Source organism: Phormidium tenue FACHB-1052 (genome assembly GCF_014696675.1).
Classification (GTDB): Bacteria; Cyanobacteriota; Cyanobacteriia; order Phormidesmidales; family Phormidesmidaceae; genus Nodosilinea; species Nodosilinea tenuis_A.
On the sequence record NZ_JACJQN010000001.1, the window covers coordinates 380,325 to 393,574 of the forward strand.

The following is a 13,250-nucleotide window of genomic DNA, read 5'->3' on the forward strand; positions in this document are numbered from 1 at the left end:
TCGCCTAGCTGAATGATAAGAAATAACAGCACAGGCTGTTAGTGTACAAAAATCTAAATATCATTAAGACTGAAATAAATCCATAAACATTACCTCCCATACCAGGCGAGGCTGTACGAAGCGGCGTAGGTAGCCCTTGGCAGCTTCGAGTTTAGGTAGCCAGTTCTGGCTTTCGGTTGGGTAGCTCTGCCAGTACCAGTTGAGTAGGTAATCGAGCAGCCAGAGTTGCGATTCGGTATCCAGCATTTTGGCTACCTGGCGGCCTTGTTCTAGGGCTTCGCGCAGGCTGCGGGGGGGCTGATGCAGAGCGGTAAGCAGGTCAGCGGGGATGGTTTGAAGCTGCTGGTAGGCCGCGATCGCCCCCCCCGGACTCCCTTGCGCCATGGCCAGAATCTGCGGCTGCTCTAGCACCTCGGGCTGCCCTACCCGTTCCAGCACCGTCGCCATATCCGCCGTGTTCAAGCGCTGAAAGGCAATCGTTTGGCAACGCGACACCAGGGTAGGCAGCAGCGATTGTGGCCCAGGGGCCAGCAAAATAATCGTCGCCTGCCCCGGTTCTTCCAGGGTTTTCAATAGAGCATTGGCGGCTCCCTCGGCCATAGTTTCTGCCGCCTCGACCACCACCACGGCACGGGAGGCTTCCAGAGGCGGACGGCTGAGAAATTGGGCAATCTGCCGCACCTGCTCTAGTCGAGTCTGGGGGGGGCTTTTGCGCGCGATCCCTTCCTCAGCCGCCTGGGAGGCCGCAATCAGCTTGCTCTGGTGAAGGTAGGTAGGCTCTACCCAGAGCAGGTCGGGGTGGTTGCGCTGGGCTAGGCGTCGTCGCAGGGTAGAAGATGGTGCCGCTCCATCGGGGAGCAACAAAATCTCGGCAAAGCGTTCAGCCGCTAACCGCCGCCCAATTCCATGGGGGCCAGCGAACAGGTAAGCGGGGGCTATCCGCTGCTGCTCCACCGCGCGGTAGAGCAGGGCAACGGCGGTGTCTTGGCCCACTAGGCCGTCAAACTGGGGGCGTACCACTGCTGCAAATACCCTTCCACAACGGCAAAAATCTCGGCGGCGACGGCATCGACAGCCCCCGTTGCATCAATGGCCACAATCCGCTCTGGATACTGGGCGGCCAAGGCCTCAAAGCCCCCTTGCACCCGCTGGTGAAAGGCCAGATCAGCCTGCTCCATACGATCGGCGGCTCCGCGCTGGTGGGTACGGGCCAGACCAGTCGCGGCATCGAGCTTGAGCCACAGAGTGAGATCGGGCACCAGGCCCCCGGTAGCGACCTGGTTGAGTTGGTCGATCAGCCCTAGGTCAAGGCCGCGCCCGTAGCCCTGATAGGCCACGGTGGAGTCGGTGTAGCGATCGCACAGCACCCAGCAGCCCTTTGCCAAAGCAGGCTTAATCAATTCTTCAACATGCTGGGCGCGATCGGCAGCGTAGAGCAGCAGCTCAGCCCGGCTGGCCATCGCCGCCCCACCGTGGTAGCCCAGCAAAAGCTGACGCAGGCCCAAGCCCAGCTCCGTGCCCCCTGGCTCGCGAGTGGCGAGAATCTGGGAAATTAGGCCCTGCTGCTGGAGCTGCTGGAGGCGATCGCTTTTCCCTAGAGCGCTATGCAGGAGCTTTAGCTGGGTCGATTTGCCGCAGCCCTCCACCCCTTCAAACACCAGCAGCTTACCCGACATAGTTCGTCTCGATATTGCCTTTCTAGCTTACAGACAAGAGGGCTATCGACCCTAGGGACAGCCCAGCCCCCTAGCAAGCTATGGTATAGACTAAGATACAAACCGGACTAGTGCATAGTAAGGTCAAGGGTGCAGCTCAGCGTGGGCTTGTCAAAACATGCCTGCCATGACCATGCGCTAACTTGTAGTTAAGATGGTCTCAGCGAGGACGCCTATGGCCCGGTATACCAACACACTTCCTATCTCAGCAACCACCGCTCGGCTGCGCGATGCCATTGTTAGCTCGCTGCAAGCCTGTGGGCTCAATATGGTTTACGAAACCAGCGACTATCTAATGGCCAAAGAACAGCCAGGACAGGTTTCACTGGCTCAGCTAACCACCATTGAGGTGCTGATCAGCCCACCTACCGTAGCTGCCGATGCAGCCTCGGTAAACCTGGTAGTCAGCAACCAAGAACTGCCTCTCCGCCACAACAATCATTGCGAGCAGGTGTTCAGCGCCGTCAACCAGGCCATTGTGGCCCTAGTCTAGGGCTTAGGCATTCAAATCCCCCCCAGGGCGATGGGCTAGATCTCGGTATCATCATCCAGACTATCTGACTCCTCGTCGCCCTCTTCCACCATGTTTGGGCTAATCAGGGTGATGTCAAACTCGTCAGGAGGCAGAGTTGACTGGCTATCGCGCTTGAGCTGGTAGTAAATGGCGCGTGCCTGGGGGCCAAACACAATCTCATCTTCGTTTTTGAGGTCGTGGGCCTGGAGCTTGCGACCGTTGATTAACATGCCGTTGGCGCTGGGTTTGCCCTTTAGGTTGCCGTCAACGATGCGGTAGTAAAACGTATCGTCGTCCTTGGGCAACTGCACCAGGGTAGCGTGGTGGCGCGACACAAACTGCGACGACAAGCGAATGTCGCACTTAGGATCTCGCCCAATGGAATATACCGACCCATCCAAGACAATTTCTCGGCGGCCTTTACTATCTTCAACAATGAGAATATGGCGTTGCTGATCAGCAGTATGATTTGCCCCCCTAATCCCCCAATTCTGGGGGAACCAGACAACCTCAAAGTCCCCCAAAATTGGGGGGTTGGGGAGCCGATGCAGCAACCGTTGCTTTTGCAGATTCATTCCTCAATTCAGCAACGCCGAGAATATTACTGAGTTTGGTGTGGAGTGGCATGCGCTGTCACTAGCAAAAACGGAGCTCAGAATCGGTTGAAAGTGGAACGACGACCTTAATCAACAGGGGAACGTGGAGCCGATCGCGTTTAACCCACCCCATCGCCGCGATCGCTCCCATGAGCCAGTCTTAACCACCGCAGATACAGCCCAACTTAAGCTTACTTACGCCAGCTTACCTTTAGCCAGGAGGGGCATAGCCATGGGAGTGCGCCCAACGGTTGCTCTATATTACCCCCTAGTTGCCTTGCCTGAATGGTAGCAGAATCTTTCTTAGGTGATAGATGTGAGCCGCATCCGTAAAAATGCTTGACCCATCGCTCCAGCCAAGGAGCTAAACGGCAAATTCCTAGAGGTTAGATGTTGGGAAGAGCCCTAGTCGGCAGAGTCCACCTCAAGTTCTTCCCAGGGGTTAGAGTTAACGTTGCGCAGACGCTTGAGCATCCAGTCAAAACGGATGTTGCCCATAGAGAGCATATCGCCCATCTCGTCGAGCCCGGCATCGTTGGGGTTAGTCACAGGACGCCAGTGTTCGCCCTGTAAATGCTTGACGGTGCTACGCAGGCGGCTAGAGAGCAAAATGGCCAAAGCTCGATAAAAGCGCGAGGCAAACCACATATCTTGCTGGAGCTTGTGGCGCAGCTGACTACAGGAAATTGCCAGCACAATGCCGGGTTCGAGGGCAGTGACCGTCGCAGAGGGCGGTTGACCGTCAACAAACGACATTTCGCCAACCACCTCACCGGTAGCCAGTTGGGCAATGGGTTGGTCGCCCATTGCCACCACCGAAACCTCCAGGCTACCGTTTAGAATGAGGAAAATATCGTCGCAGGCGGCACCCTCACGAATCAACACCTCTCCCGGTTGCAGTTCTCGACGCTGACCAGCATCAATCAGCCAGTCAACGTCTTCGTCTTCTAAAACCCCAAGAATAAATACCACACGCTTCATGGCTGCGGCCCTACGTCACAATACCCGAACCGCCCATGGCGGTGATAACAGCACCCATTAGCCTGCACCCCTAGAACAGAGGGTAGCTGAGGACATTGCCGTATCGCTACCTGATGTCAACCCATGCCAGTTTTTAACATAACCTACGATGGGATGTGAGGAACATTTCTCTAGTATCGGCGTTCTGCAACAGTTTTCAACACCAGCCGAAGGAGTGAGACTCTGTCCTTAGGCTGCCGGATATCGCCTGTTTTCTACCCTAACTTCCCATGACTACTTCTATATCAGAGACGGCTACGGCAGCCTCCGATCGCACCGACGATGTGACTGTACGCGCCTATTTTTTGGGTCAAAGTATTGATCTAGGTGCCCTGAGCAAACCTCGCAGCTCAGCGCTGGTGCCGTCTTCGCCACTGGTGGTGCCCGTTGGCGAGGGCGGGCAAGGGGTGCTGTTTAGCTACGGTGCCGTGGTGCTGTTTGGCCTTTCCGCCGCCGCAGAACAGGCTTTTATTACCAGCCTCAGACTCCACATTGCCAACCCCATTGACCACCCTGAGACCGAAGCCGCCACCATTCGCCTAGCCCCCAACAGCAGTGGCAAAGTGCAGGATGGCCTGATTTTTTTGTCGTCCCTTGATGGACTGCGGCTACACCTGGTGGCCGATGTGATGGCGAAAAGCGTGGTGCTGGCCTACTACGAAATCGGCGCGGCGGCTGTGTTTGACCACATCGAACCCTATGCTATGGAGCTGCAACACCAGCACCGCCCTAGCATTCAGGGCGACCAGTTGCTCAAGCAGATTGGCCAAACGCTGATGATTCAGCACAAAATTGTGGGTCGAGTCGAAATCGTCGACAAGCCCGAGCTGCTGTGGGAATATCCTGAGCTTGACCACCTCTACCACCGTCTGGAAGACGAGTACGAGATTCGCGATCGCCACTCGGCCCTAGAGCGCAAGCTCGACCTGGTCAGCCGCACTACCGAAACCGTGCTCGATCTCCAGCGGCACCAGACCGGCCTGCGGCTGGAGTGGTATGTGGTGCTGCTGATTGTGGTAGAAGTGCTGCTGTCGCTCTATGACCTGTTTGTTAGCCCCCGCTGAGGTATTTGATGGGACAGTCTATTGTTGTGAATCAAACCGAGTTTGAGCAAGCGGTGCTGCAACCGTCGTTTGAGCAGCCGGTGCTGGTTGATTTTTTTGCCACCTGGTGCGGCCCCTGTCAATTGCTCAAACCCATGCTCGAAAAGCTGGCCCAGGAGTATGACTTCACCCTGGCCAAGGTTGATATTGACGCCAACCCTGAGCTAGCCAAGGCATTTAAGGTGGAAGGGGTGCCCGACGTGCGCATTGTCAGCCAGGGGCAGGTGCAGGAGGGGTTTGTGGGGGTGCTACCCGAGCCGCAGCTGCGGGAACTGTTGGCTGGCCTCGGTTTGCGATCCTCCCTGGAGCAAGACCTGGCGGCCTTTGAAGCCGCCCAAGCCAGCGGCGACAAAACAGAAATTTATCCAGCCCTGGCCACGCTGCTAACCCGCTACCCCAACAACGGTCAGATTTTGCTCAAGGCGGCCCAGGTCTATCTGGTGCAGGGGGATGATGCCCTGGCCAGCCAGTATTTAGATTTGATTGACCCGAGCGATCGCGCCACCGCCGACCAAGCCGACGGCATCCGCAGCCTGCTCACCCTGCGCCAATCTTTAACCGACCTGGGCGACTCTGAGTTGGATGTCGCCTACAGGGCCGCTGGCCAGGCGGCGCTAAAGGGCGATTTTGCCGCTGCCCTGGAGGGCCTTTTGGGGGTGGTGGAGCGCGATCGCACCTACCGCAGCGACGCCGGTCGCAAGGCCATGCTCACCGTCTTTAAACTCCTGGGTGACAGCGACCCGCTTACCCTCACCTACCGCAAGCGTCTCATGCAAGCCCTTTATTGAACCAAACCTTTACTTAGGAAAGTTTGAGGAATATGGGGCCAAAAGCGTTTGGTTAAAGCTACGACAGTTATTCTAGAAGTAGTTCCCTAAGCTGATTTTTTAGCATTTTGGCCAACGCTACCTAATCGGTAACCCCCTATGTCTCTCCTGGCACGCTGGCTTGAATTTTTGCGATTTCTCGAAGGGCTGTTGGAGTTCTTAGACTTTCTCACCACCCCTCTGGGCCTGGTAGCCAGCGTCGGGCTAGGACTCTATAGCCTGCTGGTGTTTGTGGGCACCGACGCCTCAGCCGCCGCCACCCTAGCCGGGTCAGTCGCCCTGGGCCTCAGCTGCCTCATCACCCGCCCCGACTTCTAGCTACGCGCTAAAATTCAAAATCGCCAATCCAAAATTTTCTTCCCCCATGCTCCCCGCTGCCGAGGCCGAAGCCAAAATTCTCGATTTAGTGCCGCCGCCCACTGAGGTAGAGCAGGTTTCCCTAGATGACTGCCTGGGTCGCGTTCTCGCCAAAGCCATCCCCAGCCCGCTCGATTTTCCCCACTGGGATAATTCGGCGATGGATGGCTACGCCGTGCGCTATGAGGATGTGCAGGAAGCCACTGCTGAGCGGCCCAAGCTGCTGACGCTGACGGAGACAATTCCGGCGGGGCGATCGCCTACGCTCCCCGTCGGCCCCGGCCAAGCCGCCCGCATTCTCACCGGCTCCATGCTGCCTGCGGGAGCCGACACCATCGTGATTCAAGAGGTTACCCAGCGCCAGGGCGATAGTGTTTTGGTGTTAGAAACCCCAGAGCCGCAGCAGTTTGTGCGCCACCGGGGTAGCTTTTGCCGGGCGGGCGAAGCGCTCATGGCCCCCGGCCTCTCCATTGGTGGGCCAGAACTTGCGGTACTGGCCTCAGCCCAATGTCTTCAGGTGCCGGTGTTTCCCCAACCTCGGGTAGCGATTCTCTCTACGGGTGATGAGCTGGTGATGCCCGATGCGCCGCTTCAGCCAGGGCAGATTGTCGATTCTAACCAGTACGCGCTGGCGGCCCTGGTGCGGCAGGCGGGGAGGATTCCCCTACCCTTGGGTATTGTGCCCGATCAGCCCCAAGCGCTGAGGGCTGCAATTCAGTCAGCGCTGGCCCAGGCGGATGTCATCGTGTCGTCTGGGGGCGTCTCCGTCGGCGACTACGACTATGTAGATGAAATTTTGGCGGAGTTGGGGGCAACACTGCATATTCGCTCGGTGGCGGTAAAGCCCGGCAAACCCCTCACGGTGGCGACCTTTCCAGCAGAGCGGGGAACTGCGCCGCTGTACTTTGGCCTGCCGGGGAACCCGGTGTCAGCCCTGGTGACCTTTTGGCGATTTGTGGCTCCAGCGCTGCGGAAGCGATCGGGCCTGGCCAACAGTTGGGGGCCAACGTTCGTGCCCGCTACGACTCGCGATGCGCTCAAGGCCGGGGGCCAGCGAGAAACCTATCTGTGGGGCAAGCTTGAAACGACTACCCAGGGTTACGAGTTTACGTTGGCAGGGGGCGGCCACAACTCTGGAAATTTGATCAACCTAGCAGGAACGAACGCTATGGCGGTAGTGCCGGTGGGGACGAAGCTGATTGCTGCCGGGGCAACAGTCTCAGTAATGGTGGTGGGTTCATAACAGATAGTCGGCCCCAAGGATTTCGCGCCGGGCACGACCTCCGCAGAATGCTTAGTGTGGCTTTCTTTGAGCGATCGCCTCACAGACATACTCCATCGCCGCAGAGTTTAAGGGGTCGGGGGCAACGGGCATCCAGCCACTGCTGCCCACAGGGCCATCAAACTCGACATCGCGAAAGCGGCGGTGATCGCAGTCATACTCGGTCAAATAATCAGTGCGCTGGGACCGTCCAGAGCGGCGATCGACGTAGTAGCTGCCCACCCGCACATGCCCCCGTCCCAGAGGCTCTATAGAATCGATATCGACAAACTGCTGCTGCTGACCCTGGCTGGCTTCGGCCACCGCCTGCCAGGTAGCAGCCAGGGCGCAGGTCGGGTAAACAGCCCAAGTCAGAGCTAATCCTAGAACCAAAGCAACCATCCTGTCCCGCCATTGCAATGTGATCTCTAATGGCAACAGGACATGCTTAAAAAATTGCGGTCGTTGTTTCACGGTGGGCAATCGGGCTATAGGGACGAGTTTATGCACAAGATTCCCAAACTGGTTCATCATCCCCCTGATATTCAGTGGTACACCCTGGTGATGTAGACGATAGACCTTAAAGGGTAGGGAAAAACAGCGTCCGGTAAGCCCCAATTAATACCTCCCCCCAGAACACAGTGATTACGGCACCGATCGCTAAAAACGGGCCAAAGGGCATCGGCTGACGGCGGCTGATAAGTTTGAGGGCGATCGCGCCGCCCCCCACCGCCGCCCCCACCACACAGGCCAAAAAGCCGCTGAGCAGCACCCCCTGCCAGCCCAGCCACGCCCCCAGCATGGCTGCCAGTTTGGCATCGCCGCCCCCCATTGCCGTTTGGCCCAACGCCGCCGAGGCAAACAGGGTAATCAAGTCAAAAATCCAAATGCCCAAGACCGCTCCCAATATGCCGCCCAGCAGGCTTTGCATCGGGCTAGGCCAGGGTTCACCCTGAAGCAGCGGCAGCAAAAACTTCACCCCCAGACCGAGCAGCAACCCCGACTGGGTAAGGGAATTGGGCAGCGTCAGGGTATCCACATCAATAAACGTCAGCGCCACCAGCCAGCTCAGCAGCAGCCAATAACCCACCGTGAGCCAGGTGGGGCCAACCAGCCAAAACGTCGCCAAAAACAGCGCCCCTGTCAACGCCTCAATTAATGGGTAGCGAGGAGAAATAGGCGTGCGGCAGTAGCGACAGCGCCCCTTGAGCCAGAGCCAGCCCAGCACTGGCACATTGTCGTAGGGTTGGAGCTGGGTATGGCACTTGGGGCAGCGAGAGGGTGGGCGCAGCAGCGATAGCCCCGCCGGCACTCGGTAGATCACCACATTGAGAAAGCTGCCCACGGCGGCACCGAACAGAAAAACCAGGGCAGAGGTGACGAGGGCATCCATAACAAGGGTGGCAAAAGGACGATCAAGCAGGGGGAGAAGAAGGCGTGGGGGTAGGGGAGTTGGGGAGTGGATGGGAAAGGGGCTATGGAGCCACAGATGGGTGGTTGTCCCAGTCTATGGCTGATATAGCTAGGTTCAGAGTGCCCAGGATGGGGCAAATGGATAGCTGGCGGGGCGATCGCTCTATGGCAAGCCTCGGCCAACACCCCTAAAATCGAGGGCAACCCATTTTTCCTAATTCTATGTCTCCCGATGCCACGCCCTTTTCCCTAGAGACCCAGGCCATTCACAGCGGCAGCAGCATTGACCCCGCCACCGGAGCCCTAACAGCACCCATTCACCTCTCCACCACCTTTGAGCGGGATAGCGACGGCAGCTATCCCAAAGGCTATGTCTATGGCCGTAGCGGCAACCCCAACCGCGACGCCCTCGAAACCGCCCTGACTACGCTAGAGAAAGGGGCAGAAGCCGCCACCTTTGCCTCCGGGTCTGCCGCCACCTTTAGCCTGCTGCAAGCCCTCAGCCCAGCCGATCATGTGATTGCACCCCAGAGCGTCTATTTTGGGGTGCAGCAAATGCTGAGCCAGATTTTTGCCCCCTGGGGCTTGAGCTATACCCTGGTAGATACGACAGACTTGGCGGCGGTGGCCGAGGCTCTGCGCCCCAACACACGCCTGCTGCTGATCGAAACCCCCTCCAATCCTCAGTTGGCGGTCACCGACATTCAAGCGGTGGCCGACTTGGCCCACCAGGCCAATGCGTATCTAGCCTGCGACAACACCATTGCTTCCCCGGTGCTGCAAACCCCGCTTACCCTGGGGGCTGACTTTGTGATTCACGCCACGACGAAATACCTGGCGGGCCATGGGGATGTGATTGGCGGCGCAGTCGTAACCCGCGAAACCAATTCACTCTTCGATCAGCTACGGCTGGTGCAAACCATTGGCGGCGTGGTGCCCTCTCCCTTCGACTGCTGGCTAACGTTGCGCGGCCTGCAAACCCTGCCCTTGCGGGTACACGCCCAATCCCAGGCGGCCCAAACCCTTGCCACTTGGCTATCTCAACACTCCGCCATTGAGCAGGTGCTTTACCCCGGCTTGCCCGAGCATCCCGGTCACGACATTGCCCAAAAGCAAATGCAGGGCTACGGCGGCTTACTCTCGTTCTTAGTGAAAGGCGATCAGGAGACAGCGATGGCAGTTGCTGCCAAAACCAGGCTGATTGCCCGCGCCACCAGCTTTGGCAGCCCCCACAGCGCGATCGAACACCGGGCATCCATTGAGAAGGGCACGACAACCGCCCCTAACCTGCTCCGTCTCTCCGTGGGCCTAGAGCATGTCGATGACCTCATCGCTGACTTAGACCAAGCCCTAACGCTCAAGCATTGATCAGGACATCCAGTAGGGCTAGCTGGGTTAGACCAGATGCCTAGCAACAGAACGAAGATTTTTTTCTGTCCTCGCTATTGAGCAACTAGCCCCACATCCGAACCAGGCTAACGTCACCGAGGCCAGTCCACCGCTGTTCTTTCAGCGGTGGACTGGCCTGCTTTGTCTGGAGAGTAAGTGACGAAATTCCTAATGCAGCGGCGATCGCCCCGCCATGACGCAACTTTGATGCAGCTTTTCAGGATCTTGCGCTGCGATCGCATACTCTCCACAGGCACACCAGCACCTGCAATAGGCTGACGCCCCACCAAGCTAGCCTCTCACCGCGTCCAAAACTGTCTTTAGCGCAAGCGCAAAATTAATGCAAGAAATTGTTGCAGTATCGTTACATAGCTGTTACACTAGTTTACATAAAGAAACATTCAGCACCCCAGGAGGGCCTCGCAATGTTGACCACCACCCAACTCGACAACGGCATTCTCAACAACTACGCCGTAGAGCCTGAAGTGTATTTCGCCGCCTACCCCTCGCCCGAGCAGCAGAAAGGCTACGCGCTGCAAGCCGCGATCGCCACTCTCTTTGTGACAGCCCTAGTGCTAGTTACCTTGGCAGTCAGCTAATTTCGTCCAGTTTTACAAGAATTTCTAAGAGTCTTTGGAGAAGAAGCGCTATGTTTGCACCAATGGTTCTGCTCGTTCGCAATATCATGGGAACCCCAAAATTTAATAAGCTGCGGGGTCAGGCGATCGCCCTTCACTCCAAGACCATTACCAACTTCTGCAACCGCTTTGGCATCGATAGTAAAGAGCGCCAAGCGCTTATTCGCAAGGCCAAAGCCAACGGCCAACGGCTCGGTTTTCTGGCCTAGTTCATATTGAGCTAGTTTACAAAATCGCTGATATACAAACCCCCTAGCCATAGCTAGGGGGTTTTTGTTAACCCGTGAATTCAACGAGGTTAAAAATGAATTTTGCTTTGGGTGCGATCGCCAAGCACACTTATTAATCAGTACATCGAGCATTACTATTCATAAAAATTAGGGCTTTTTCCCAGCAATCCAGAAAGGGGAAGATGGGCAACAATTTCATGAAGCTTGCTGACCAGCCCATTGCTCTTGCAATTTAATCATCCAAGCCCTAGTCCCAAAACGACCGCCTAATAGACCTGGGACAGAAAAATCGGCATCAAGTTCTTTCCAGTGTAGCCCTGCTCCGGAAGGAGTTATTTCGACTGCTGCTAAATCCTCAGCTGATGCTCCAGCTAACCCTTGAGTAATGTCAGGCGAGAAGCTAAACACTGCCCCACTGTTGAGGCGAATCACGATCAAGTGGCTTGCGGCATCGTAGGAGGCTACTACTGCTTTAGGTTCTGTGGCACTAGCTTGCTTTGCTGCCGCTATAGCTCGCTGATACTGCTCTAGAAACTGACCATTATCAGGTAGCCCAACCATGAGCACTTATGAACCTATACTCTCAACTGTATTTTCCATATTTTAACTGAGCCATCAGAATGAGCACTAAGAATTGCATCATTAGACAAAGAAATTAGTTTCGAGTTGCCTGCGGTATGAGCCATTGTTTTGTGTAATATGGCTCCCAAGTCAACATCCCAAATAATGAGCTGACCGTTGTCATCCATGCCGCATAAAACTTGTCCACTGTAACAAAAGACCAAAGCATTCACTGATTGGTGGAATGATTCAAAAATGATCTTTGGCTCCCGACTGGGATATTTCCAGAGGCAAACTTCACCGGACAGACTACCAGACGCAAAAATTTGCTTTCCAGGGGAGAAGGCCAAGGCTTCAACGGGTTCATTATGTCCCCTCAAATTCATCACGCTGCCGTCTCTGGACACATAGCAGAGATTAACGGTGCCATCTTCAGCACCAAAAACAGCCCCATCTCCTGTTGAGTTTAGGAAGACTGAAGAGGTTACTGCCTTTTTACGAACTATTTGTTTAATCTTTTTATTTTGCTGAAAATCCCATATTTGAATAAATCCAGCAGCATCGGCAGTGATAATAAACTTGCGTGAATAGCAGAGATCAAAGGCTGTAACTCCGCGATCGCAGATCAGCATCGACTTGGCTAGAGAACCATTGTTGAGGCTCCAGAGGTTCACAGTCCCATCAAGGCTGCTGCTAAAAAGAAATTGATTGTCATCGCTAAAGATTAAGTTTGTGATCTCCACCCTATGACCTTTTAGGCAAAAAAAGTGCTTTCTTGCTTTGTAGTTCCAAAGATCGATATCGCCGCTATTCTTGCCCGAAGCGAGGAATTTGTGGTTTGGACTAATGGCCACTGCACAAATCGGCTCTGAGGTTTCTGCAAAGACAGACTCAAGCTGAATCGTCGCTGAGTAGCTAGGTTTCTTAACTTCAGGTGGCTTTTGTTGGGTTTTAGGATTTGCTCGGTTGGAATAGCTACTAGTCCTATCAGAAGAAGATTTTATGCTAAACATTCCAGCAACTTCTGGATCAAGGTTGTTTGCATTGAAACCTAGCTCACTTGCTCTTATGAAATCACTCGCACTTCTATGCCGAAAGCCAATTTCTGAGAAAACTAGGCTTCTAAAATAATAAGCTTCAGCAAATTTAGAATCAAGCTTGACTGCTTTGCCTAATTCTTCAGCAGCTTCTGGGTACTGCTCTTTCTTCGCAAAGAATTTGGCTTTATCAAAAGACTCTTGTGGAGTTGCCTTTCGAGTTCTTATAGTTGTGCTGGTCTGCTCATAGCTAGCCTGCCCAATTGAGCCTACTTGATGAGTTTGTAAAATTTCATAGGCGACATTAATAGCTTTAATTTTTTCCTCAGCAATTCTGGCATTGGTAGGGTCATTAGCGAACTTGTCTGGATGCCACTGCTTTGCAAGTTGCTTATAGGCTTGCTTCAGGTCTTGCTTTGAAGCGCCTGGTTTGAGAGCGAATAGCTGGTAGTAAGTGTCAAGATCTGACATGGTGCGATGAGAAAAGTCCTTTCAAACTAAAGCAGGGCAAGATATACCGTTCTCAGAATTCCCCGCAGACAAAGAAACTTTCATAAACAAAGAGCCCCGATGCATGGCACCGGGGCTC

The 13,250-nt window shown here is 55.3% G+C and carries 17 protein-coding genes; 9 read left to right on the plus strand and 8 right to left on the minus strand.

Translation table 11 applies throughout. From position 1 onward, the window contains the following. Positions 1 to 63 precede the first annotated feature (63 nt). Both H6G07_RS01755 and tmk read right to left on the minus strand, forming a co-directional pair. Complete coding sequence (locus tag H6G07_RS01755) at positions 64 to 1,020, minus strand: DNA polymerase III subunit delta' (RefSeq protein WP_073606709.1); 957 nt, start codon at positions 1,018 to 1,020, stop codon at positions 64 to 66. After that, positions 993 to 1,676 (minus strand): dTMP kinase, encoded by a 684-nt coding sequence (tmk, locus tag H6G07_RS01760; RefSeq protein ID WP_073607039.1) that lies wholly within the window; start codon positions 1,674 to 1,676, stop codon positions 993 to 995. The genes H6G07_RS01755 and tmk overlap by 28 nt, the downstream gene beginning before the upstream one ends. Before the next feature lie 214 nt (positions 1,677 to 1,890). Here tmk and H6G07_RS01765 point away from each other — a divergent pair, with 214 nt between their 5' ends. Then, on the plus strand, positions 1,891 to 2,208 hold the full coding sequence (locus H6G07_RS01765; RefSeq protein ID WP_073606708.1) for a hypothetical protein: 318 nt from the start codon (positions 1,891 to 1,893) through the stop codon (positions 2,206 to 2,208). 35 nt (positions 2,209 to 2,243) lie between these two features. On the opposite strand, the gene H6G07_RS01770 is transcribed toward H6G07_RS01765, so the two are convergent. Continuing rightward, complete coding sequence (locus H6G07_RS01770) at positions 2,244 to 2,630, minus strand: FHA domain-containing protein (RefSeq protein WP_242026573.1); 387 nt, start codon at positions 2,628 to 2,630, stop codon at positions 2,244 to 2,246. Between the two features lie 600 nt (positions 2,631 to 3,230). Continuing rightward, positions 3,231 to 3,806 (minus strand): cyclic nucleotide-binding domain-containing protein, encoded by a 576-nt coding sequence (locus tag H6G07_RS01775; protein WP_073606706.1) that lies wholly within the window; start codon positions 3,804 to 3,806, stop codon positions 3,231 to 3,233. Positions 3,807 to 4,075: 269 nt separating this feature from the next. Between H6G07_RS01775 and H6G07_RS01780 the strand changes: the two genes are divergently transcribed. The 4 genes from H6G07_RS01780 (at position 4,076) to H6G07_RS01795 (ending at position 7,375) form a co-directional block, all read left to right on the plus strand. Beyond that, on the plus strand, positions 4,076 to 4,909 hold the full coding sequence (locus H6G07_RS01780; RefSeq protein WP_073606705.1) for an RMD1 family protein: 834 nt from the start codon (positions 4,076 to 4,078) through the stop codon (positions 4,907 to 4,909). 8 nt (positions 4,910 to 4,917) lie between these two features. Next, positions 4,918 to 5,736, plus strand: a complete 819-nt coding sequence (locus H6G07_RS01785; protein WP_073606704.1) for a tetratricopeptide repeat protein — start codon at positions 4,918 to 4,920, stop codon at positions 5,734 to 5,736. Between the two features lie 138 nt (positions 5,737 to 5,874). After that, the gene (locus H6G07_RS01790; protein WP_073606703.1) at positions 5,875 to 6,093 is read left to right on the plus strand and encodes a hypothetical protein; all 219 of its coding nucleotides are present in this window, start codon (positions 5,875 to 5,877) and stop codon (positions 6,091 to 6,093) included. A 46-nt stretch (positions 6,094 to 6,139) separates the two neighbouring features. Beyond that, positions 6,140 to 7,375, plus strand: coding sequence for a molybdopterin molybdotransferase MoeA (locus H6G07_RS01795; protein ID WP_073606702.1), 1,236 nt, complete (start codon positions 6,140 to 6,142; stop codon positions 7,373 to 7,375). A 51-nt stretch (positions 7,376 to 7,426) separates the two neighbouring features. On the opposite strand, the gene H6G07_RS01800 is transcribed toward H6G07_RS01795, so the two are convergent. Next, complete coding sequence (locus H6G07_RS01800; RefSeq protein ID WP_073606701.1) at positions 7,427 to 7,795, minus strand: hypothetical protein; 369 nt, start codon at positions 7,793 to 7,795, stop codon at positions 7,427 to 7,429. A 42-nt stretch (positions 7,796 to 7,837) separates the two neighbouring features. On the opposite strand from H6G07_RS01800, the gene H6G07_RS26605 reads away from it, so the two are divergent. Next, positions 7,838 to 7,963, plus strand: a complete 126-nt coding sequence (locus H6G07_RS26605; RefSeq protein WP_277882034.1) for a hypothetical protein — start codon at positions 7,838 to 7,840, stop codon at positions 7,961 to 7,963. Positions 7,964 to 7,973: 10 nt separating this feature from the next. Here H6G07_RS26605 and H6G07_RS01805 read toward each other — a convergent pair whose 3' ends face one another. Beyond that, complete coding sequence (locus H6G07_RS01805) at positions 7,974 to 8,786, minus strand: prepilin peptidase (RefSeq protein WP_073606700.1); 813 nt, start codon at positions 8,784 to 8,786, stop codon at positions 7,974 to 7,976. A 242-nt stretch (positions 8,787 to 9,028) separates the two neighbouring features. Here H6G07_RS01805 and H6G07_RS01810 point away from each other — a divergent pair, with 242 nt between their 5' ends. The 3 genes from H6G07_RS01810 to pgr5 all read left to right on the plus strand — a co-directional run bounded on the left by H6G07_RS01810 (position 9,029) and on the right by pgr5 (position 11,042). Next, a complete protein-coding gene (locus tag H6G07_RS01810; RefSeq protein WP_073606699.1) occupies positions 9,029 to 10,174 on the plus strand; it encodes a trans-sulfuration enzyme family protein in 1,146 nt (381 codons plus the stop codon). Between the two features lie 446 nt (positions 10,175 to 10,620). Next, the gene (gene psb34 / locus H6G07_RS01815) at positions 10,621 to 10,794 is read left to right on the plus strand and encodes a photosystem II assembly protein Psb34 (RefSeq protein WP_139296892.1); all 174 of its coding nucleotides are present in this window, start codon (positions 10,621 to 10,623) and stop codon (positions 10,792 to 10,794) included. A gap of 62 nt (positions 10,795 to 10,856) precedes the next feature. Next, on the plus strand, positions 10,857 to 11,042 hold the full coding sequence (pgr5, locus tag H6G07_RS01820) for a cyclic electron transport protein PGR5 (RefSeq protein ID WP_242026574.1): 186 nt from the start codon (positions 10,857 to 10,859) through the stop codon (positions 11,040 to 11,042). 216 nt (positions 11,043 to 11,258) lie between these two features. Here the strand turns inward: pgr5 and H6G07_RS01825 are convergent, their stop codons facing one another. After that, on the minus strand, positions 11,259 to 11,624 hold the full coding sequence (locus H6G07_RS01825) for a DUF2442 domain-containing protein (protein WP_073606697.1): 366 nt from the start codon (positions 11,622 to 11,624) through the stop codon (positions 11,259 to 11,261). Between the two features lie 14 nt (positions 11,625 to 11,638). Beyond that, complete coding sequence (locus H6G07_RS01830) at positions 11,639 to 13,132, minus strand: DnaJ domain-containing protein (RefSeq protein ID WP_073606696.1); 1,494 nt, start codon at positions 13,130 to 13,132, stop codon at positions 11,639 to 11,641. Between the last annotated feature and the right edge of the window lie 118 nt (positions 13,133 to 13,250).

Excerpts from the sequence above, each read along its gene's own strand:
- tmk (WP_073607039.1), bottom strand. The coding sequence starts at position 1,676 with ATGTCGGGTAAGCTGCTGGTGTTTGAAGGGGTGGAGGGCTGCGGCAAA.
- H6G07_RS01765 (WP_073606708.1), top strand. The coding sequence starts at position 1,891 with ATGGCCCGGTATACCAACACACTTCCTATCTCAGCAACCACCGCTCGG.
- H6G07_RS01775 (WP_073606706.1), bottom strand. The coding sequence starts at position 3,806 with ATGAAGCGTGTGGTATTTATTCTTGGGGTTTTAGAAGACGAAGACGTT.
- H6G07_RS01780 (WP_073606705.1), top strand. The coding sequence starts at position 4,076 with ATGACTACTTCTATATCAGAGACGGCTACGGCAGCCTCCGATCGCACC.
- H6G07_RS01785 (WP_073606704.1), top strand. The coding sequence starts at position 4,918 with ATGGGACAGTCTATTGTTGTGAATCAAACCGAGTTTGAGCAAGCGGTG.
- H6G07_RS01790 (WP_073606703.1), top strand. The coding sequence starts at position 5,875 with ATGTCTCTCCTGGCACGCTGGCTTGAATTTTTGCGATTTCTCGAAGGG.
- H6G07_RS01795 (WP_073606702.1), top strand. The coding sequence starts at position 6,140 with ATGCTCCCCGCTGCCGAGGCCGAAGCCAAAATTCTCGATTTAGTGCCG.
- H6G07_RS01800 (WP_073606701.1), bottom strand. The coding sequence starts at position 7,795 with ATGGTTGCTTTGGTTCTAGGATTAGCTCTGACTTGGGCTGTTTACCCG.
- H6G07_RS26605 (WP_277882034.1), top strand. The coding sequence starts at position 7,838 with ATGCTTAAAAAATTGCGGTCGTTGTTTCACGGTGGGCAATCGGGCTAT.
- H6G07_RS01805 (WP_073606700.1), bottom strand. The coding sequence starts at position 8,786 with ATGGATGCCCTCGTCACCTCTGCCCTGGTTTTTCTGTTCGGTGCCGCC.
- H6G07_RS01810 (WP_073606699.1), top strand. The coding sequence starts at position 9,029 with ATGTCTCCCGATGCCACGCCCTTTTCCCTAGAGACCCAGGCCATTCAC.
- psb34 (WP_139296892.1), top strand. The coding sequence starts at position 10,621 with ATGTTGACCACCACCCAACTCGACAACGGCATTCTCAACAACTACGCC.
- pgr5 (WP_242026574.1), top strand. The coding sequence starts at position 10,857 with ATGGTTCTGCTCGTTCGCAATATCATGGGAACCCCAAAATTTAATAAG.
- H6G07_RS01825 (WP_073606697.1), bottom strand. The coding sequence starts at position 11,624 with ATGGTTGGGCTACCTGATAATGGTCAGTTTCTAGAGCAGTATCAGCGA.
- H6G07_RS01830 (WP_073606696.1), bottom strand. The coding sequence starts at position 13,132 with ATGTCAGATCTTGACACTTACTACCAGCTATTCGCTCTCAAACCAGGC.